This window comes from Pseudomonas syringae (assembly GCF_000737245.1).
GTDB classification, from domain to species: Bacteria; Pseudomonadota; Gammaproteobacteria; order Pseudomonadales; family Pseudomonadaceae; genus Aquipseudomonas; species Aquipseudomonas syringae_J.
The window spans coordinates 1-20,592 of record NZ_JPQU01000041.1 but is presented as its reverse complement, the minus strand read 5'-3'; the positions used below and the strand labels follow the sequence as shown (position 1 = coordinate 20,592).

Here is a 20,592-nt window from a genome sequence, read left to right as displayed (position 1 = left end):
TCTGTAGGAAAAGTCCTCAGATGTTAAGCAGCCCACATGACGCTCGGATGACAGTTTGACTCAGCGCGGCATGTAGCGTCGTTGCCAGCGATAGGGTATTGCGAGGGTCGCCAGGCCGAGCAGAGCGGCGAATCCGCCACTGATCAACAGCGCGTTCAGACCCAGGTGGTGCTCCAGCCAGGCACCGATGACTGCGCCGATGAACATCCCGACCCAAGGCACCAATTGCACACGCCAACCGTCACGGCGCTCGCCCAGCATCCAGCGCCCCAGCCCACGGCCGAAGCGCGACAGCGCGCCAGTGACGTAGGTCAGGCCCACCGGCAGACCATTGACCTGCTCCACAGCAGCATTGAGCATGCCCATGGCCAGAATGGCTGCGACGATGGTCGAAATCTGCGAGTCCAGCGGGAAAGCAGCAGCGGCACACAGCAGCATTGCGATGCACAGCAGCAAGGGCAGGGCGCGCCTGCCGCCAAGTCGGGCGACGATAACACCCAGCGCATTGCCGACAACAAAGGTAAATATGGCCAGGAGCAGGCGACCGGTGGTGCCGATATCCGCGTCGCTGATCGCCACCGCCAGACGTGTGGTGTTACCGCTCATGAACGAGACGAAATCGCCGGTTGCCATGAAGCCGATGGCATCGGTCATGCCCGCCAGTACCGACAGCGATGCCGCCAGAGACAGCCCGACGCGGCCTCGCCACATTTGCATCCGCAAATGCATCGGGCTGGCGCTGCTTTTTACAGGGGCTGGAAGCATCGGCTGTGCTCGGTATGTTCAGATTAGGCGCGAAAGAACTTAGAGAGCCTTCGCTCGGACAATACGCTTGGCCTTGACCTCGTCGGCATAAGCCTTGAGCTGGTCCGCATCGCTATAAAGCCGATTGACCAATTGCAGGATCGCCGTCACATCGACGTCTTCCATTTGCTCGGCGAGCTTGAGAATGTCGTTGGCAGTGCTTTCAAGATTGGTGGCCGTACCTTTGAGGTGGCGCTTGAGTTCCAGAGTTGGCTTGTTCAGGGCCATACCTTTTCCTTTTTTATAGCTACTGATTTTATAACTACCGACGATTGTCACACCGCGAGCATGGCTTTTTCTGTGGGAACAAGCAATGCGTGGCTCATTCCGTCACATGGGAAATACCGCCTAATAAATGACTAAGTGGCAATATCTCCAGGTGTTTCGGAAGCATCCTACAGTTTGCCTCTGCTTTTTCTGACTGACGACTCAGATTTGGAACGGCAAAGTCCTGCCCTTTAATTCAGGCCAAGGACTCGCCATGCCAAATCACGCCAGTTGCGCTTTTTTCTCGAAGAGAGTCGCCGACACGAGCCACTCCGTGCAAAAGGACGGCGCTCATGGCTGATAAAAACGGCAGCATGCAGCAACGCCGAGATGCAATATTTCCTGATAGTCCACTTTCCGGCACCGGAACCTGCCCGTTCAAAGGCCCGAACATCGCCATCGTGCCCATGCGCTACGCGCTGGATCGCTCGCGCTACGACGTCGACCCCGCGCAACTCACGCCGCTGAGCGCTGAAGGCAAGTGGGAGTATTTCAAACCGCTACAAAGCCGAAGCTACACCTTGCGCCAACTGCGCGATGGCTTTGTGTATGTCTACGACGAAGCCGATGAAGTGCTGCACGAGTATCGCTACTTGGCCGTGGATGCCAGCCTGACGCGAGTTGTCTGGGATGAAACCCCGCCAGCGCTCGACATTCGCTCAGCTGATGGCGAGAGCCGTACACATTTGCTGTACCCCCGGACGCACAAACTGCGCCTCGCGTTTTCGCCCTGGCAATGGACCCGTCGCATGTGTCAGTTGATGAGCACCAGCGGCGTGAATCGCATGTCCTGGATGCGGGAGCTGGATACAGCCGAACAATGTCCGTGCACCATGCCCTGCCATTGACGCGCTTGAGCAAGCGGGTGGTGGCAGATGTCGATCCCTATCCCATCAATCATGACGGGCGTTTCGCTGATTCTGCCCAGCCTCCGGAGGCCGACGAGGAGGGCAAATATCCCAGCGTGGCGTTGGCTGCCGATGTGCTCTGGACCGGTACTGTCCCGGACAAATCAAGCGCCCTACTGATCGCGCTGGACGACCCGCTGGCGATGCTCGAAGACCTGGGTATGCAGCTTGCGGCTGATCAGGCTGCTCTCCATGAATTCCAGTCCGAGCATGAACATGCGCTCAACATTGCAGCTGTCGTTGAATCGCTTTGCGGGGTGGGTGGCGACAAGGCGTTGTTGCCTGCTTTGGTGCGCGACGATGAGGTGAAAGCTCGGCAATACATTCGCGACGTCGAGGCGTATTTCGAGCAACTTCAAGTCGAAGATGATGCAACCCAAGGTCAGGACAGTCTGACCTACGGGCTGCCTGAGCGACCGTCGCACATGCTGGGTGAGGACCTGAAGGCCGACTATGGCGCACTGCCTGATCCAGCACTGCGCAAAAGCTGGCAGGACCGCAGCAAATGGCGCCGCGAGGTCGATCTGGACGCCGCCCGCGATCACTCGGAAACCCAGCAGGCCCAGCTCAAGACCTTGCGCACACGGGTTACTGAAACTCAGGAAGACATCAAGGTTGTCGCCGAATGGATCGGCACCGAACCGATAAGGTTGTTCATCGACACCACCAACACCACGTCGCTGCTATGTCTGCTGGAAGTCGCGTCCGATCTGCTGTGCAACCTGAGCCAGGATCTGGGCTTTTCAAGCTGGCTGCAGAAAGAAGAAGAAAAGAGCAAAACCCTGTTTGGCTTGGCCCGGTTTGGTTTCTCTCATTCGATCAAACAAGCCCTGACAGACGAGGCCAATCGCCTGATGCAAGGCGTCTCTGACTTCACTGCGTTGGCCGGTCGAGCTGGCGAGCTGAATGGATTTCTCAACCACGAAACCCTTGCAGAAAAACCCTGGATGAAAGCGCTGACTGAACCGGCACAATTGACTTTGAACGCCATTGCCGATGTGGCAAAAGGAGCGGGCAAAACTGCACTGGAAAACATCCAGCTGGCGTTCTTACCCGTCGATAGCCGCTTATCCAAAGGCGCAGTGGGTGACAGCGCCGCACTGATGCTGCGCAATCTTGTGATGGGCCATGTGCTGCTCAGCCACCCCGAGAAACTGCAGATCAACGAAGACTTCGCCAAGCGCCACGCCGCCTGGCGAGCTGACTTGAAGAAAGGGCGCGACCTCTACCAAACCGCCCAACACCGCTGGCTCTACCAAGCCAAGGAGTACGACCGCCGCGCCACCGCCAAACTCATGCAAGACATACAGCACGAGCTCAAACGCCACCTGCTCAACGAACCTAAACCGTTCGACTACCACAGCAAACGCTACGCAGAGGCGATGCAAAACAAGATCTCCAACTTCTTCGCCCGCAACGGCCAACTTACCCAGGAATGGACCCACCAAGCCAAAGCCTGGAGCGCCGAGCATGGGGTCAACGCTGCCGCAATTACCTGGGGCATTGCGGCCATCAACCTGTTCAACACCATGATCACCTACGAAATCGCCAGCCGGGATGGAGACCTGAGCGAGAAAGACGGGGCCAAAATCGGGTCTGCTGCGGCGTATACGGGGAATGCTTTGATGGCGGTGTTTGTGGAGACGGGGTGGGAGGCGATGAAGGATTTGGCGGTTTCTGGTACCGACTCGAAACCCACCAAAATCACCCAGCAGTCGTCAGCTAAGTGGATACGAGCGGGTAAATCCGACTGGGGGAGATTGATAAAAGGATTCGGCGCGAGGTTGGTTGGGTTGGGTGGGTTTGCGGTGGTGGCTGCGTCTTTGGAGATATGGGATATCCAAAACGATCTCGACCAATCGGAAATAGCTTTAGATAGAAAAGCTCTGATGGTTAAGTCCTACGTTGTTGGTGGGTTTCTAATCGTCGGGAGTGCTCAGGTCATCGCCGGTCTTTCGGCATTAGCTGGCTTCGGATTATTCATTCCTGTGGTTATGCACCCCATATTTTTGGGATTTACAGTCTTGATTGGGATTGTCTATTTGTTGTCGACATTGGCCCTCAACTACATGAAACGGGATGTGGTCGGGCATTGGCTGCACAAGTGCCGCTGGTCTCGATACCCGGGAGATCGCTTTAGAGACCAAAATGAGGAGAATCAGACCTTCCTTGAAATCCAACTCGCTCCAGGGCTTTTCGTAAAGCCAACATTCCATGCTAGCCAACAATATTTTCCGGACATTGGCTATCTACCGAGCGAGACCCAAAATGGCGCTTGGGTGCAGCTGCGCTTACCCGAAGCCATTCGAGGCGAGATGGCCTATGTGAACTTGACTGCCAGCGGCAGGCCGTTTCCCGGCTTTCCAGTGCAGAGAGTCGGCGACAGCCTGAAAGAGGAGTTCAGTGGTTACGGTCGGGTTGAGGCCGTGGCCCAGTGGGGAAAAGTTTCGCCGCTCAAATCTCAGAACCGTTTTAACGAGCCTCAACAAAAAGCCACACCTCCTGGGGACGAAGACGTTATCTGGCAAACCTGGGTTCCGCTGACCGAAAGCACGCAATACCTTGAATTACAGGTTTGGTACTCGGCACAAACCTTGACCATCCGAGAAGGCGACAAAGGCTTCCGCTACCAGATGGGGCTGGTTCCAGAGGGTGAAACTGACGGCAGTGATAGTCGAGTCGTGGGGGCAAACAAGAACTCACTGACGGTTGAGTCGTTAGGCTCTCGCGCAGACGCTTTGTTGCTTCCCGTACCGCTTTAGCCATTCAAAACGCTTACTAAGTAGGAGCCGAGCTTGCTCGCGAATAGATTGGGGTCAGTCACCACATCTGTCGGCTATTTTTGACCCTTCGTGAGCAAACTTGCTGCGACAGAGTTCCGTAGTTGATTTTTACTGTTGATGTGTCTTGTATAAGAGTAATAACGTAAATGAGCCTGAAAGAAAATGCGCATATTTGTGAAACACCCAGCGGCGCTAATGTCACCCTTCAAGGGAATTCCAGCTCGGTGTTAGTGGGATGGGAGATAAAAGCCCATGCACACCCGGTCATATTTATGGATGCCGGAATGGCGGTGCTTGGCTTCATACCATTAATATGTTTTCTCTATGGGTGTTTTTTTCATGAAAATGAAAATTCCAGATATCTGTTCACGGATGTACCCATATTCGGCATGGTGCTGGTCTTTATCATGTGGATAGGAATCGCCCGACAAAAAACCTTTTATTCTTACCGCCTCACCGAAAAGGGGGGCGAGGTCAAGTACTGGTTGCACTTTCCAAAATGTTCCGGGTGGATATTGAAGGGTATTGCGATTTTTGCTTTAGTCACCGTACTGGCCATAATCGCGATGATGCCGATGATGATTTTCGCTTTAGTTGGCATTGGCGCTATCACCATCCCGGCTGCGTTGAAGCTGCTGGCTTGGGAGAACGAAGTTGATAGCGATAGTTTTGAGTGGGATAGAGTGCAGCTGATATTGACGGATCGAAAGAGAAATCTTGTGATCCTTGAGCGAAGGTATGACCCCGACATCCCCTTTGAGCAGAATTACATGTGCTTCAGGGTATTTCTTCCGAAGCACCGGATTGATGAATTTCTGGACTGCTGTAAAAAATATGCGCCTTCACATGTTGATTTTGAGGAAGGTAGAAACATTTTCTAGAAACACTCCGATGACGACTCGCTCTGTTGGGAGAATTGTTCGCCCGCGTATGCCAGCAGAGGCAACCTATCTAGAAAGTGCCTGGACGCGTTAACGATTAGCGCTGTGCGTACCGCCTTCTTGATTCATATTGGTTCAGATTCGCTCAGCATTGGCATCCCCCGAGACTCTCGTGTCGCGGGGTGCATCCGTCACTCAATCATCCCGAGTCAACACCTCCAACAGCTCGATTTCAAAATGCAGATCAGCATTGGGCTTGATATGCGCCCCCATGGATCGTTCGCCATAAGCCAGGTGAGCAGGGACGTACAGCTTGCGGATACCGCCGACTTGCATGCCCATGAGGCCTTGATCCCAGCCTTTGATAACGCGACCGCTACCGATGACACACTGGAACGGCTTGCCGCGTTCATGGGAAGAGTCGAAGACCGTACCGTCTTCAAGTGTGCCGGTGTAGTGAGTGGTGATCAGTGCGCCCTTGATTACTGCCTTGCCGTCGCCGGTGCGGATGTCTGTGATCAACAGTTCGTTGCTCATGGTCGCTTCTCTATAAAAGACAAAGGCGGCTTTTTCTCAGGAATGTGCGGGGTGTGCAAGGTTTTTCCTCGGGTTTGATCTTGGCCACCGTGGCTGGCACTCTCTGGAGACATCGCGACTGCCGAGTATGCTTTATTCAGATGATTAAGCATTGCCGAAACTAACCCGGATTGATCAGAAGAGGAAAACAACAAGATGACCGATACCACCGCTGCAAAAGTCGCACTTGTTACTGGCGCCGGGAGCGGCATTGGTCGTGCGGTTGCTTTGGGGTTGCTTGAGGATGGCTACAGCCTGGTGCTGGCCGGACGTCGTCAGGAACCGCTGGATGAATTGGCGGCGACTATTCGCGAGGTGGGGGGCAGGGCGCTAGCGGTATCCACGGACGTGCGCGACCCGCAGAGCGTGGAGGCATTGTTTGCAGAGATCGAGAAAAACTATGGCCGCCTGGATGTGCTGTTCAACAACGCGGGTGTCGGTGCCCCGGCGGTGCCGGTTGACGAGCTCGATGTCGAGAAGTGGCTGAACGTGATCAACACCAACGTCACCGGAGTCTTCCTCTGTGCCCGGGCTGCGTTTGGCCTGATGCGCAGGCAGGTGCCCCAAGGTGGGCGGATCATCAACAACGGGTCGATTTCCGCACATACCCCAAGGCCATTCAGCTCACCCTACACCGCGAGTAAGCACGCGGTACTGGGCCTGACCAAAACTTTTGCTCTGGACGGTCGCGAATACAACATTGCCTGTGGCCAGATCGACATTGGCAACGCACTGACCGAGTTGGCCGCGCGCATGACCACTGGCGTTCGTCAGGCCAACGGCCAGACTGCCGTAGAACCCATGATGGACGTCAAAGAAGTCGCCGATGCAGTGCGCTACATGGCAGGCTTGCCGCTCTCCACCAACGTGCTGAACATGACCGTCATGGCCACCAAGATGCCTTTTGTGGGGCGTGGCTGAGTTAGTTCAGGTTTTGGCTGGCGACCACCATGGCCTGGGCCATGCTGGTTTTTTCTGCTTCGGTGAAGCCGTCCCAGACGTGAACCTTGGCGTAGTAGCCCAGGCCCGCCAGCGAGTAGATGCTCAGGGTGAAGACGATGAAAATCGTTACGAAGGTCCAACGGCCGCTGTCGCTGTCTTCGCGTGAGGAGAAGTTCTCGGTGTAGCGATCATTGCTGCCATTGCGAGAAACCGCGCTGGATGCAACGCGTTTGAACCAGTGGAACAGGTAAGACATTAGAAGACGCAACATAGGGTAAGCCTCAAGGTAGATAAACTGGCAGTCGGCCGCCCCAATGGGGGCCGTCTGGAAATTGCGGTAAGCCGGAAACGAAAAAAGCCCGTCTATGACGGGCTTTTCTTTTTATAAATCGGGTCAAGTCGCCGGGAGTTCGAATTCAATAACGAATGTCGTCGTTGATGTTCGTATTCGCGTCCGCTTGCCGGTGTTGCAACATTTTAGAACAAAACGATATGCGCAGCTATGGCTGTCCAGCAGTTGTCAGACAACTGGTTGAATTTTTGCTGTGGCATTTTGTCGCGCATTGCCCTGTTGGAGGTGCATTCCCTGCGAGAGCGGGGCTTGGTCTGGGCGGCATTCCGACGATAAGGCTGGAAACAATGGACCTGCTATCGGCGTTGCCCTCATCGCAGGCAAGCACCGCACAAGGGTGATCTCAATATTGGCGCGACGACGTGGGACCGGCTTTAGCCGGGAAGAGGTAGTACATCCATCCAATATTTACCTCTGAAATGCCGCATTCCCGGCTAAAGCCGGTCCCACGTCGTCACATCCACTTGCGAGTAAAAATAGAATCTCCCACAGGCAAGTGAAATTCACATTTCGCAAAAATTTATTTGCCATTTCCGAATCCCTGTCTACGCTCCGTAAACCGGTTTAGTAAACCGTTTTACCTTCTGTTCAACCTAAAACAATAACAATCGAGTGAGCACAATGAATCTGACCCGACGTCGCTTCGTCCAGACGGCTGCCATCGGCGCTGCTGCCATGTCTCTGCCAACCTTCAGTCATGCCGCCACGCCTGTTTTGCGGTTGTCGTCCACCATGACTTCTGACGAAAACTCTGCGCACTACCTGTTCTACCAACGCTTTGCCGAGAATCTGAAACAGTCCCTGGGTGACAAGGTCCGTATCGACTTTTTCGCCAACGGTCAGCTGGGCAAGGAGGCGGATGTGGTTCAGCAAGTGCGCCTGGGCTCCATCGACATGATGGTTACCGGCAGTTCGATCTGGGCCACGGCCTTGCCGGAGCTGGCGTTGCTGGATCTCGGCTTTCTGTTCGACAGCTATGCCCACGTCGCCAAGGCGGTGGACAGCGGGGTAGGCGAGATTTACAACAAGCTGCTGCAGGAGCGCACCGGCTGTTCAGTAATTGGCTGGGGCTCGCACTTCAGTGCTCGTAGTGTTTATACCAAGCCACCGATCAAGGACCTGGCCACGCTGAAGAACGTCAAGCTGCGGGTGCTGCCGACCCAGGCATTCATCGAAACCTTCAAGCTGATGGGTGCGATCCCGACGCCGATTGCGTTCAACGAGGTCTACACCGCCGTGCAAACCGGCGTGGTCGAAGGCTTTGAGCACGATGCCGCGAGTGTGTTGGCCAACAAGCTCGATGAAGTGGTGCGCAATAGTTGGCAAACTAACCACTTGTTCAGCCCGTGCATTGCGGTGATCGGCAAGCGAGGGCTGGCGAAAATCCCCGCCGATTTGCAGCCGGCGTTCATAGCGGCGGCACGAGACGCCAGCATCCATCAGCGCGAAGCCGCCAAGGTTAAAGGTGCAGAAGCCATCGCCGCGTTGACCAAGGGCGGCATGACATTCTTCCCCATGAGCGACGCCGAGCGAGAAAGCACGCGGCAGTTGATGCGTGAAAAGCTGTGGGTGCCGTTCACCCAGACCAATCCGGTCACTGCTCCGGTACTCGCCGCCATTGATGCGGCCAGGGGCTGATGATCCCTGGTGATGGCCGCTAGTGATTTGCCCTTGCGAAAGCCGCATTCGAAAAACAACAAGAGATGCCTGCCATGACCACTTCCACGAGCGCAATCGCTGCCGCGGAGCAACATTTACAGGAGCATCCGCAGGAAGCGGTCGGTCCATTGATTCCTACCAGGGAATGGGGTTTTGAAACCCAGGCTGCCACCGGCCGGTGGCTGGCGATGCTGTGTACCTTCATTGAGCGTTTATGCGCGGTGGTGCTGGCAGTCGATGTGCTGGTGGTATTCGCATCGGTGATCCTGCGTTACTTCGTCCATCAGCCGGTGGACTGGGCGGAGGAGGTGGCTCGTGGGCTGATGGTGATGCTGGTGTTTCTGGGCGGTGCGACGGTGCTTGCCCGGCGTCAGCATGTGCACGTGGATTTCTTCCGCGCGCTTCTACCCGCCGCCTGGCAGCAGGTCGCATTGCAGATCGGTGGCTGGGCAGTGGCAGGCACGGCTGCCGGTCTGGCGGTTTCTTCCTGGCTGCTGTTGGAGGATTCCACCAACGTATCGACCCCTATGGGGATGCCACAGTGGCTGAACGTGTTGCCGGTGTTCGTCGGTGCAGTGCTGATGACCGTGGTGGGCGTCGCCAATGCCATTCATGGCGCCACTCGTACCACTTGGCTGACGCTGGTTGGTTGTGTGGCTCTGGGTTGTGCCATCTGGGCGTGGAACAGCCAGTTTGAAGAATGGGCGCTCCAACCCTGGACCTTACTGCTGCTGGGTTTCGTCGGCGGGTTGCTGGTCGGTGTGCCCATCGCGTTTGTGCTCGCCATGTGCGCGCTGCTGTATTTCATGGGCGATCCGTCGTTACCGTTGGTGATCTATTCCCAGCAGGTCATGGCTGGCATGGATCACTTTGTCCTGCTGGCAATTCCGTTCTTTGTGCTGGCCGGGCTGGTGATGGAAGTCAACGGGATGTCCTCGCGGCTGATCGAATTGCTGGTCAGAATCTTCGGCCGGGTCCGGGGTTCGATGAACCTGATCGCGATTCTGGCGACGGCGTTTTTCTCCGGTGTTTCCGGCTCCAAGCTGGCTGACATCGCAGCGGTGGGCGGCATCGTAGTGCCCGCAGTTCGGCGCACCCGCCAGGACCCCAACGAAACGGCTGCGGTACTCGCTGCATCCGGAGTGATGGCCGAGACCATTCCACCGTGCATCAACATGATCATCATGGGCTTCGTGGCGAATATCTCCATTGGTGGCTTGTTTCTCGCGGGCATTGTTCCGGCAGCATTTCTCGCCATGGGCCTGGCGACGCTGGCGGTGATCTTTGGCCGCAAGGTGGATCCCGACGAGGCCTTCCCCAAACGCACTCCACTGTTTCGGCTGCTCGGCGGGGCCTTGGTGGCCTTGATCATGGTCGGCATGATTGGCAAGGGCGTAACTTCCGGGGTCGCGACTTCCACCGAAGTTTCGGCATTCGCCGTGGTCTACGCATTGCTGGTGGGTGGCATTACGTTTCGCGAGCTGACGCCACGGGCGATCGGCAAGCTATTCGTGCGTTCGGCCTCCATGGCAGCGGGCATTCTGTTCATCATCGCGGCGGCTTCCAGCGTGGCGTTCGCCCTGACCATCCTGCAAATCCCGGCGATCATTTCCGACTTCATGCTGGCCTTGGCCCACGACTTTGGTCCTCTGGCATTCCTGATTGCATCGGTGATCATCATGGTGATTTTCGGGGCGGTGCTGGAGGGTGCCCCGGCGCTGATTATCTTCGGCCCGTTGCTGGTGCCGATTGCGGTTCAGGTCGGGATACATCCGCTGCACTTCGGCACAGTAGCGGTGATCGCCATGGGGCTGGGATTGTTTTCACCACCGTTTGGCCTGGGCCTGTTCGCGACCTGCGCAATGACCGGGACCAAAATCGAAGACGTGTCTCGGCGGATGCTCAAATACTTGCTGGTGCTGGCTGTGATGCTGGTGCTGTTGGTCCTGGTGCCCTCGATTTCCCTGTGGCTGCCACGCACTTTCAATATGGGTTAGGCAAAGATGGCAACGATTCATGATGTAGCAGCCCTGGCGGGCGTGTCGGTTAGCTCGGTGTCAAATGTACTCAATGGGCGTACTGAAAAGCTGGGTGCCGACACCTTCGCCCGGGTGGAAGCCGCCATTGGCCAGCTCAACTATCGACCCAACCGGGCAGCACGCCAGCTCAAGACCGGGCATACCCCCATGCTCGGTCTATTGGTGCCGTCCACGGCCAACCCGATGTATGGGCAGCTGGCGTTGAAGATCGAAGCGGTGGCTCAGCAGCGTTATGGCTACCGTCTGCTGCTGGCCAATACTCATCGCGACAAGCAGCATGAAGCGCGCATGTTCGATGATCTGCTGTCATTTGGCGTGCAGGCGGTGATCGTCGTCTCGTCCCGGGACGACGAACGCCACCTTGAAGGCGCAGTGGCGCGCGGGCTGGCGGTGGTGAGTTACGACCGCAGTACTTTGCCGGTGGAAGGTTCGGCGGTCGATCACGTGTCGCCTGACAACTTCAAGGCCGGTTACATCGCTGCCGATCATCTGATCAGCTACGGCCACACCCGCCTCGCATTTCTGGTACCGGGCGGCAAGACCGTGAGCCGTGCCAACAAGATTGCTGGCTTTCTGGAGCGTGCCAGTCAGGCTGGCTTGCAAGGCAGCGCTCAGGTCATCGAGGGGCAGGTGGTAGAGACTTTCGGTGACTCGGAACTCGCCGACCTGGGCTTTGCCATGGCGAGCCAGGTCAAGGCCATGCAACCCATGCCCACCGGGATCGTCACCGTCAATGACATGCTCGCCATTGGCCTGATGGCAGGTTTGCATCAAGCCGGACTGCGGGTGCCAGAGGATGTGTCAGTGGTGGGCATGGACGGCTTGTCGATTGCCGCCTTCACCAATCCGGCTTTGACCTCGGTATCCATGCCGATTACCGAGATGGCCGACGCGATGGTCCAGCGCGCCGTTGATCGCTCTCGTCAACCGGGACAGCGGCCAGTCAATTTCATCTTTCAACCGGTGTTGGTCGATCGTCAGTCGGTCGCCAGCCCGGCCAATCTGCATAGGGAATGAATGCACATGACCACTATCTTCCTGACCCATTCGCCGCAGACCCTGGAAAATTATTACGGGCAGCGCGCCCTGACCCTGCTTCGCAGTTGTGCCAGTGTCAGACTGAATAACGCCCGTCACGTGCTTTCCGTGGATGAGTTGGTCACGGCTGCACAGGGCTGTCAGATCATCGTCTCCAGCCGGGATGCCGCAGCGCCTGCCGAGCTGTTCGAACGCCTGCCGGAGCTGGCTGCCTTCTGCAGAGTGGCCGTGGATATTCGTAATATCGACGTCGACGCTGCCAGCCGCCATGGGGTGCTGGTGACTCAAGCCACGCCCGGCTTCGACACCTCGGTTGCCGAGTGGGTGATTGGCGTGATGATCGACTTGAGCCGAGGGCTGAGCCGCGCTGCTGCCGATTACTGGCAAGGGCGCACGCCGCAAATTGCCATGGGCCGGGAGTTGCGCGGTTCTACCGTGGGCATTGTCGGCTACGGTTTTATCGGCAAGCGCCTGGCCGGTATGGCGAGGGCGATGAATATGAAGGTGCTGGTCAGCGACCCGCTGCTTTCCATTCAGGAGCCAGGCATCGAGCAGGTGCCTTTCGAGCAACTCTTGTCGGCCTCGGATTACGTAGTGTGTCTGGCTCCGGCAGGTCCGCAAACCCAGAATCTGTTCGACGCCAACGCGCTGCGGCGTATGCAGCCCCACGCCTTTTTTGTCAACGCTTCCCGTGGCGAGCTGGTCGATGAACAGGCCCTGGTAGATGCACTCGATCAGGCACTGATTGCTGGTTGCGCACTGGATGTGGGACGGGCTGCAGATCAGATGCCCAGCCCGGATATCGCTGCACACCCGAAAATCATCGCCAATCCTCATATCGGCGGGCTGACGCCGCAGGCCAGTGAACATCAGGCCATGGACACGGTGCGTCAGGTTCAGGCCTTGCTGGCGGGGCAGGCACCTCAGGGCGCTGTCAATCTAGAACATGCCAGCCGGGCAGCGGCGGTATTTGGCCTGCCCAGCCATGCATCCAGGGAGCTGTCCCATGAATGACTCAACGGCTCAACTGATCCCCGGTGCCTGTGACTGCCACGTGCATATCTATGAGCCGGAGCGCTTCCCGCTGACCCAGCAAATCGCCCGTGCCAGTTGGAATGATTACCGCACGGTCCAGCAACGCCTGGGGTTGGAGCGCGCCGTGCTGGTCCAGGCCAATGGCTACGGCTTTGATGTCCGCTGCCTGCTTGATGCGCTAATCCAGGCAGGAGACGCTGCGCGAGGCATTGCGGTGATCAAACCCGATATCACGGATGAGCAGTTGGTCGCGCTGCATCGTAATGGGGTGCGTGGCGTGCGTTTCATGCTGGTCCCGAATGCCCAGGGGGCGTTGGACTGGGACGCGCTGGAGCCGCTTTCGGCACGCGTGGCCGAACTCGGCTGGGTGATCAATCTCCAGGTCGACGGTCGTCTGTTGGCAGATTACGAACAGCGGCTTCGGGCATTGCCCAGCGCGCTGAGTATCGATCACACCGGCAAGTTTCTGGAGCCTGTCGCCAGCGATCATGCGGGCTTCAAAAGCCTGTTGCGGTTGCTGGATACCGGCGATGTCTGGGTCAAGGTCTCAGCGCCGTACGAAACGTCGAAAACTGGCGCACCTCATTACGAAGATGTCAGCCAGCTGGCCCGCGCGCTGGTGCAGATCCATCCTGATCGCTGCCTGTGGGCGAGCAACTGGCCGCACCCTGGACGTAACCCGTTGCCGGATGATCTGGCGATGCTCGAGTTGCTCAGTGAGTGGGCGCCTGACCCGCAGGTACGTCACAAAATCCTGGTCGCTAACCCGGCGCAACTTTATGGATTTGATGATGAGCGTGGCTGATAAAAGCCGGTGATGTTCACTTTCAGCTTGCTCTCAGACAGGCCTCCATCGGTGCCTCGCGTTGCTCGTGAGCTCCTACAGGTTCTGTGTTTTTCATCGGTGTTTCAGAGGCCTCGGACAGGGCGCTCTCACAGAGGGCGCATTTTTTTCGTTGGAGCCTGTGGGCAGCATTCTGGCTTGTCCGCGAATTAGTCGACGCGGAAGGTGAGGCGGCCACTCCGGCTGCTCCGGGATTGATACGGCGCATAAAAAATCCCCCGGTTGCCTGGCGGAAATACCAACGTTCATGAGAGTCAAGGGATAGACCGACCGCCTGTGCTCAGGCGTGCAGTCCGGAAAGAAATTCCGTCAGCCCGGTGTTGAATGATTTCCGGCGCAAGGCTTTAAATGGCTTGATCGATGAGCCGGATTTCGAAAACCGGCCACTGTGAGTGGGCGGCGGGGTTTTCTGGATACGTTTGGCACACCAAGAAGGTGGGGAGGAGGTCGGTCCTGCTGCTGAACGCCGAGTATCCGGATGTGGATGTGCAAAGCCTGCGAGCCTCGCTATGCTGCGCTGCATGAAAGTCTCATTCCCGATCCGCCAACCTTGTCCTCCCGGCGCCTGCACTTGCGGACGCGAGCAACTGCTGGACGGTGAGAGTGAGGCCGCGCAGCGGATTCTTGCCTTGACCCGTCAGGAGGAGAAACGCCTGCTGGAACGACTGGAAAATCTGCAAAGCCTGGCGGATCTGCAGCGGCTGCAGCAACGGCTGTTGGAGCAGCTTGGTATCCGCGTGCAAGTGGCGCCCGGCTTCAACGAAGTGCGGACCATGCGCGGCATCGCTATTGAAATCGACGAGCAACCGGGCCTGTGTCGCAAGACCCGGCAGTCGATCCCGGCCGCCATCCGACGCGGCCTGGAGAAGAACCCTGAAATAGCCTACCGACTACTGGATGCCCACGATCTGTTTCGCGATGCCTGAGGCCAATCAGCTGGCGATCGAAGAGGGATTGGATTGCAGCAGTACCTTGTCATGCACCGGCTTCAGATCATCTTCCAGTGTTGACTTGCCTGTGGTCAGCTGGGAGTTACGGTCGTTGCGCAGGGCCGCGTCGATCATGGCCATCAAGTTGCGCGAATGGGTAATTTCGTTCGGGGTTGTCACGGTATCGACCAGTTTGGCCAGCTCGTAGGTCTGCACGGTGGTGGACTGGCGAGCGGATTGCACGGAACTGGCTTCTACCAATGCGCCTTTGTTGTAGGCGATACGGGTCGTGCTGCTGGCTTCGTCTTCGATCAGGTAGTACTTATAATTCTGCGTCTCTGGGTCCGTCCCTAGTGCCAACGCTACGCCTGGGTAAAGGCTCTTGTGGTAGGCCGCATTCAGGCTGGAGGTCTGCTTCTGCTCCACTGAGCGGTTTTCGGCCGTAGTTCCTTTGGTCTCAGTGGTCTGGGACGCCTTATATGAGAATTTGTCGACCTCGCTCGGGCGCATCGGGTTGGGGCTGCTCGCGGTCTGGGTGAGCGATGCACTGAAGTCCGCAAGACCGGTCAACATCGCTTGATCCACCTGATTGAGGCTGACGCTACTGGTCGGAGTCGTCAGGCTCTTGGTGGTGTTCTGCAACGAAGAAAACGCGTCCTTGAACAGCGCCATCAGGTCTTCATCACCCTCGCCACGTTCTTGCGCGGCGTCGAACTGCTGAAGATAGCTTTGTACCGCTTTTGCCTGTTGTTGAGCGTTCCCGAGAATGGCGTTGTTGTTCTTGACGCTCAACTGAACATTGCCGGTTGGCCCGCTCATTTCAACCGATTTGCTCTTTTCATCGGCTTTGAAACTGAGGGTCTGGTACTGATCCTCACCCAGTTTCAAACGGGCGCTCAGGTCAACGGACGTAAAGACGTCTGGGTCGAGTTGGGCTAGCGCGCCAAGGTTCAGGCGGGGTTTCTCGGCAGTGAGACCGTCGATCGCGCTCTGGAAGGAATCGGCTAGTGAACCCAGTGCTTCAAGCTCGCTGTCGCTCAGCTCGCCACCGCTGACATCGGCCTGCACGCCGAGGCCATCTTTGGAACTCGTCAGGTTCAGCGTGATAGTTGCGCCGCTTTTGGTCTTCAGCGTCAGGGTGATGGTGTTATCTGCCTTTTCATGCAACTGGTTTTGGGCCACCTCCAGCGCCGCGGCGTTTTTCACGTTGTCAGCGGCTGACCGGATGACCGATTGGGAAATCTTGCTGGTGCCGTCCTCGGCCAACTGCTGTAACAAAGCTGCGCCGAGGCCCTGGAATCGGCTGGCCGTCGATGCGGCAGGAATATTGCCGGTCAGTACTTTGGTCAGCGGATTGCTTACATCCTGCTCGAGGCTGTAGACCGGATTGAAACTGGCCAACGCGCCCAACGAGTTGTACGTGGTGGAGTTGGGGATCTTCACGTCCTGGCCAAGCATGACCACCGCGGCAGGTGAGTCGGTCTGTGTGGGCCGAGTTTTGTCTTCGTTAAGCGGCACCGCTGGAGTGGCAGGGCTGACGACGACTGGCGTGTTTGCAGTGATTAACGATATCGAGTTCATAGCGCTTCCATGCTGGCCTGAATGTATTTGTATCTACTTTGTAGCGGCCGGAGCTATGGAAACTTTAGCGATTGGCAGGTGCGTGCGCTGCAAGCAGCGGTGTGCCCTATGAACCGCGTTCGTCGCTTTCCCGAATTGGAATGCTTTTATTTGTAGGAGCGCGCTTGCCCGCGATGCGGCGTGTCAGCGAAAAATGTGTTGCCTGAGCTGACGCAAATCGCGGGCAAGCGCGCTCCTACAGCGGTTGAGTCAGGGCACAACTTTGCAGCTGCTGGCTCTAGCAACTACCGCAGGCTGCGAACAGCGGTGTCGCTATTCACTCATTAGGCTCATCGGTATTGATGTACTGCGGCACTTTAGCCAGCGGCAGGCGGCGGGCCTGTTCGACGCTGATGCCGGGGCGAGTAGGAAGCGGGTCAAGTTTCTGAGTCTGGCCGGTCGCCAGGCTGCGCTCGATAGCCGCCAACACTCGTACATCGCGCCAGCCTTCATCGCCGTCTGGTTCAGGCTCGCGGTCCTGGAGAATGCAATCGGAAAAATACTGGGTTTCTCCTCCGAATTGATCGACTACCGGATGCGTGTGCTCTTTGGTTTTTTTGTCGATGATCGCTCTATAGCTGATCGCCACGCCTTCACCAAAACCGAATGCTGGCGAGGCTTCAAACTCGCCCTTGGTACCTATCACCTGGTAGCGCTCTGTACTCGGCAGGCTGAAGCTGACGGTGAATTGCGCCAGGCGTTCTTCTGAGAAGCGCAACGTGACCGAAACGGTATCCGGTGTATTGATTTCGCGGCCGGGGGTATGAACGCCTACGGCATGGACTTCCAATGGCTCAGCGTCAAACAGGCTGCGTACGGCGTTGATCGGGTAAGGCCCCATGTCCGCCGCAGGTCCCGCCCAATAGCCACTTTGCATGCGATGGTTTTTGGGGTCGGTAGTTTGCGCGAAAGTGGCGGTAAACAACCTTGGCTCACCAATATCACCGGCCCGGATGCGGCTGATCATTTCCACCGTGCCTGGTTCGAAGTGCAGGCGGTAGGCAATCATAAGCTTGGCGCCGGATCGCTCGGCAGCTTCGGTGATGGCCAGGCAGTCCTCTTCGCTGGTCGCCATAGGCTTTTCCAGCAGCACGTGGATACCGGCTTCCAAGGCAGGTACAGCGAATTCGCGATGCCTGAAGTTCGGCGTTGCCAAGTAAATCGCATCGATTTCGCCGGACTTGAGTAGGGTGTCAAATTCGTCGTAGTGGTAGCTTTTCAAGTCGTAAAGTTCTGCCAGCTTGTCGGCTTTCACCGGATCACCGGTCACCAGCGCGGTCATCACCGAGTTGTCGGTCTGATCAACACCCGGCATGAACGCCCCTTGGGAAATCCAGCCCCCGGCGACGACTGCGTAACGAACTTTGCCCTGTGCATCTGGCATGAGATAAGCCTCCAGAATCGCCCGGCGGTGTGCCCGGCACCTATAGAAGGGGCACGTATCGGGGCTGGAAGTTCAAACCAATTTAAAACTGGCGTGGTGTTCTTAAAGGCGATCGGCAAGAAAGATGGGGGTAAATTGATGTCAATCTTTGTAATACTTTTAATGCGTAGGAAAGTGACTTTATCGTTGTAGGATCACTGTCCGTTATCACTGTCAGGATCATATGAACACCGCTCAGGAGCCTCCCCATTGCTCTGGTTATCCCCCCGTTGAATTGAGTTTCGATCCCGTCGCCGGAATGGCTGTACGCGGATCAGTTCCCCCGACTGTCCCTTTCTACCCTTCGCCTCGTGCGCCCAATCGGAATGCGCGGCACCTTGCTGCGTGCGTCAAAACCTGTTTTCGAGAGACTCAATAACTGTATGGAATGGATTGCTGATCCCACGGCATGGCTTGGCCTGCTTACCCTGATCGTTCTGGAACTGGTTCTGGGCATCGATAACCTGGTGTTTATCGCGATTCTGGCGGACAAGTTGCCGCCCGAGCAGCGCGACAAGGCCCGTGTCATCGGCTTGTCGCTGGCGTTGATCATGCGGCTGGGCCTGCTGGCCAGTATTTCCTGGATGGTGACGCTGACCGCACCGCTGTTCGAAATCTTCGATCACAGCTTCTCGGGGCGAGACCTGATCATGCTGTTTGGTGGTGTGTTCCTGTTGTTCAAGGCCACTATGGAATTGCACGAGCGGCTGGAAGGGCATGTCAGCGAACGCGCCAGCAACTCGACGTACGCCAGGTTCTGGCCCATCGTCGCGCAGATTGTGGTGCTTGATGCGGTGTTCTCCCTGGATGCGGTGATTACCGCCGTGGGCATGGTCGAGCATCTGGCTGTAATGATGATTGCCGTGATGATTTCCATCGGTTTGATGATCATCGCCAGCAAGCCGCTGACGCGCTTCGTCAACGCTCACCCCACTGTGATCATGCTGTGTCTGGGCTTCTTGATGATGATCGGCTTCAGCCTGACCGCAGAAGGCCTGGGCTTTCATATTCCGAAGGGCTATCTGTATGCGGCGATTGGTTTCTCGATCCTCATCGAACTGTTCAACCAGATCGCTCGCAAGCGTCGCAAGAAATCCCTGCATGGCATGAAGCCCATGCGTGAGCGCACAGCCCATGCGGTGTTGCGTCTGTTGGGCGGTCGCAAGCTGGATGCTGACGAGGTGGGTGAGGAAATTGCCGACATGCTCGAAGGCGAGCAAACTGCGGCAGTGTTTGATCGCCGCGAGCGGGTGATGATCAGTGGTGTTCTGCAACTGGCCGAGCGCCCAATCCGTTCAGCCATGACCCCCAGGGCCGAAGTCGACCATATCGACCTGGCAGATGACCCGGAAACCGTGCGTATCAAGCTGATGCATTCGTCCTACTCACGCCTGCCGCTGATTCGCGAAGGCCGGGTCGACGAGCCGCTGGGTTTCGTACACAAGAAGGAATTGTTGAAGGAGCTGCTGGCGGGTAACGAACCGAACCTGGAATTCATGGCGCGCAAGGCAATCAACTTGCTGGAAAGCTTCACGATCCTCAATGCGCTGGAACAGATGCGTAAGGAATCGACGCACATCGCGTTTGTGATTAACGAATTCGGTGACTTCATTGGCCTGTTGACCATGACCGACATCCTTGAATCCATTGCTGGCGAGCTGCCGGATGCCAGTGAAATCGAGGGGCCGGATATCGTAGCGGAGCAGGGCGGTTACTTGGTCTCCGGTGCTTTGAACCTCAGCCAGGTGCGTGAACGGGTCGGCTTTCAGGCGCACGCCACAGAGGACTACCAGACACTGGCCGGGCTGGTCATGAGCCTGCTGGATCGCCTGCCGCGCAAGGGCGACTCGCTGCAATGGGATGGCTGGGACATGACGGTAACAGACGTCGAAGAGCGTCGGGTGACTCGGGTCCTGTTACGCAAGCCTGAGTGATCAATGGCCCGTGGATGCTGGGCAAGCGCGGACTAGACGCCTCGCGCTCCAGCATCAGCGGGACTGATAATCGGTATCTGCACAGTTGGTTTTTCATAAGGCGTTGTTGAATCTAGATTGGCCCCATCACTTCGAAACAACCTTTGGAGCCACATCATGAAACGCACTATCGCTTTGAGTTTTGCCCTTTCCCTGCTGACCGCTACCGGTGCTTTTGCCAGCAACTCACCCACCCAGGTTGCCGCCACTGCGACTTCTTCCAGCGTTACAGCCGGACAAGTACAGATCGCCGGGCCTGGCAACAAGACCTTCGACCGTGCGCATGTCGAGTCGAGCAAAACCGTGGTGGTTGCGGAAAACCGCAAAGAGTTCGGTTCCCAATATCAGCGCTATTGATTACAGGTTTTTGTAGAGCAACCCAAGCCCGGTTAAACCGGGCTTTTTGCTGTGTGACGAAGGCTTAGGTGGATCCGAATCTCTGTGGGAGATTCTATGTTTGCTCGCAAGAAAATGTGACGACGTGGGACCGGCTTTAGCCGGGAAGGCTGCATTCCAGAC

The 20,592-nt window shown here is 57.0% G+C and carries 18 protein-coding genes; 12 read left to right on the top strand and 6 right to left on the bottom strand.

Features of this window, described 5'->3' with window-relative positions; genetic code table 11:
- Window positions 1-60 precede the first annotated feature (60 nt).
- Together IV01_RS10630 and IV01_RS10635 are read right to left on the bottom strand one after the other, a co-directional pair.
- Window positions 61-765 (bottom strand): YoaK family protein, encoded by a 705-nt coding sequence (locus tag IV01_RS10630; RefSeq protein ID WP_032629280.1) that lies wholly within the window; start codon window positions 763-765, stop codon window positions 61-63.
- A 39-nt stretch (window positions 766-804) separates the two neighbouring features.
- The gene (locus IV01_RS10635) at window positions 805-1,032 is read right to left on the bottom strand and encodes a hypothetical protein (RefSeq protein ID WP_032629279.1); all 228 of its coding nucleotides are present in this window, start codon (window positions 1,030-1,032) and stop codon (window positions 805-807) included.
- A 332-nt stretch (window positions 1,033-1,364) separates the two neighbouring features.
- On the opposite strand from IV01_RS10635, the gene IV01_RS25930 reads away from it, so the two are divergent.
- From IV01_RS25930 to IV01_RS10640, 3 genes are all read left to right on the top strand, one after another.
- Complete coding sequence (locus IV01_RS25930; protein WP_050507680.1) at window positions 1,365-1,919, top strand: toxin VasX; 555 nt, start codon at window positions 1,365-1,367, stop codon at window positions 1,917-1,919.
- On the top strand, window positions 1,892-4,741 hold the full coding sequence (locus tag IV01_RS0125175) for a hypothetical protein (RefSeq protein ID WP_050507678.1): 2,850 nt from the start codon (window positions 1,892-1,894) through the stop codon (window positions 4,739-4,741). Before IV01_RS25930 ends, IV01_RS0125175 begins: the two co-directional genes overlap by 28 nt.
- Window positions 4,742-4,908: 167 nt before the next feature.
- The gene (locus IV01_RS10640) at window positions 4,909-5,643 is read left to right on the top strand and encodes a hypothetical protein (RefSeq protein ID WP_032629277.1); all 735 of its coding nucleotides are present in this window, start codon (window positions 4,909-4,911) and stop codon (window positions 5,641-5,643) included.
- A 195-nt stretch (window positions 5,644-5,838) separates the two neighbouring features.
- Here IV01_RS10640 and IV01_RS10645 read toward each other — a convergent pair whose 3' ends face one another.
- Entirely contained in the window at window positions 5,839-6,180 is a 342-nt protein-coding gene (locus IV01_RS10645) for an FKBP-type peptidyl-prolyl cis-trans isomerase (RefSeq protein WP_032629275.1), read from the bottom strand.
- 195 nt (window positions 6,181-6,375) lie between these two features.
- Here IV01_RS10645 and IV01_RS10650 point away from each other — a divergent pair, with 195 nt between their 5' ends.
- Window positions 6,376-7,140 (top strand): SDR family oxidoreductase, encoded by a 765-nt coding sequence (locus tag IV01_RS10650; protein WP_032629273.1) that lies wholly within the window; start codon window positions 6,376-6,378, stop codon window positions 7,138-7,140.
- A gap of 1 nt (window position 7,141) precedes the next feature.
- Here the strand turns inward: IV01_RS10650 and IV01_RS10655 are convergent, their stop codons facing one another.
- Window positions 7,142-7,432, bottom strand: coding sequence for a hypothetical protein (locus IV01_RS10655; protein ID WP_032629272.1), 291 nt, complete (start codon window positions 7,430-7,432; stop codon window positions 7,142-7,144).
- A 702-nt stretch (window positions 7,433-8,134) separates the two neighbouring features.
- Between IV01_RS10655 and IV01_RS10660 the strand changes: the two genes are divergently transcribed.
- The 6 genes from IV01_RS10660 (at window position 8,135) to IV01_RS10685 (ending at window position 15,054) form a co-directional block, all read left to right on the top strand.
- The gene (locus tag IV01_RS10660; RefSeq protein ID WP_032629270.1) at window positions 8,135-9,151 is read left to right on the top strand and encodes a TRAP transporter substrate-binding protein; all 1,017 of its coding nucleotides are present in this window, start codon (window positions 8,135-8,137) and stop codon (window positions 9,149-9,151) included.
- A 74-nt stretch (window positions 9,152-9,225) separates the two neighbouring features.
- Window positions 9,226-11,169 (top strand): TRAP transporter large permease subunit, encoded by a 1,944-nt coding sequence (locus IV01_RS10665; RefSeq protein WP_032629269.1) that lies wholly within the window; start codon window positions 9,226-9,228, stop codon window positions 11,167-11,169.
- A 6-nt stretch (window positions 11,170-11,175) separates the two neighbouring features.
- A complete protein-coding gene (locus IV01_RS10670) occupies window positions 11,176-12,228 on the top strand; it encodes a LacI family DNA-binding transcriptional regulator (protein WP_032629267.1) in 1,053 nt (350 codons plus the stop codon).
- 6 nt (window positions 12,229-12,234) lie between these two features.
- Window positions 12,235-13,263 carry an NAD(P)-dependent oxidoreductase gene (locus IV01_RS10675; protein WP_032629264.1) on the top strand — a complete coding sequence of 343 codons (1,029 nt, stop codon included), beginning with the start codon at window positions 12,235-12,237 and terminating at the stop codon, window positions 13,261-13,263.
- Window positions 13,256-14,089 (top strand): amidohydrolase family protein, encoded by an 834-nt coding sequence (locus tag IV01_RS10680; protein ID WP_032629262.1) that lies wholly within the window; start codon window positions 13,256-13,258, stop codon window positions 14,087-14,089. The genes IV01_RS10675 and IV01_RS10680 overlap by 8 nt, the downstream gene beginning before the upstream one ends.
- A 560-nt stretch (window positions 14,090-14,649) precedes the next feature.
- Window positions 14,650-15,054: a hypothetical protein gene (locus IV01_RS10685; protein WP_032629338.1), complete on the top strand. Its 405-nt coding sequence runs from the start codon at window positions 14,650-14,652 to the stop codon at window positions 15,052-15,054.
- 6 nt (window positions 15,055-15,060) lie between these two features.
- Here IV01_RS10685 and IV01_RS10690 read toward each other — a convergent pair whose 3' ends face one another.
- Both IV01_RS10690 and IV01_RS10695 read right to left on the bottom strand, forming a co-directional pair.
- Entirely contained in the window at window positions 15,061-16,638 is a 1,578-nt protein-coding gene (locus IV01_RS10690; RefSeq protein WP_032629260.1) for a hypothetical protein, read from the bottom strand.
- A gap of 316 nt (window positions 16,639-16,954) precedes the next feature.
- Entirely contained in the window at window positions 16,955-18,061 is a 1,107-nt protein-coding gene (locus tag IV01_RS10695; protein ID WP_032629259.1) for a Gfo/Idh/MocA family protein, read from the bottom strand.
- Between the two features lie 422 nt (window positions 18,062-18,483).
- On the opposite strand from IV01_RS10695, the gene IV01_RS10700 reads away from it, so the two are divergent.
- Both IV01_RS10700 and IV01_RS10705 read left to right on the top strand, forming a co-directional pair.
- Window positions 18,484-20,034 (top strand): TerC family protein, encoded by a 1,551-nt coding sequence (locus IV01_RS10700; RefSeq protein WP_032629257.1) that lies wholly within the window; start codon window positions 18,484-18,486, stop codon window positions 20,032-20,034.
- Window positions 20,035-20,190: 156 nt separating this feature from the next.
- The gene (locus IV01_RS10705; protein WP_032629254.1) at window positions 20,191-20,430 is read left to right on the top strand and encodes a hypothetical protein; all 240 of its coding nucleotides are present in this window, start codon (window positions 20,191-20,193) and stop codon (window positions 20,428-20,430) included.
- Window positions 20,431-20,592 lie beyond the last annotated feature (162 nt).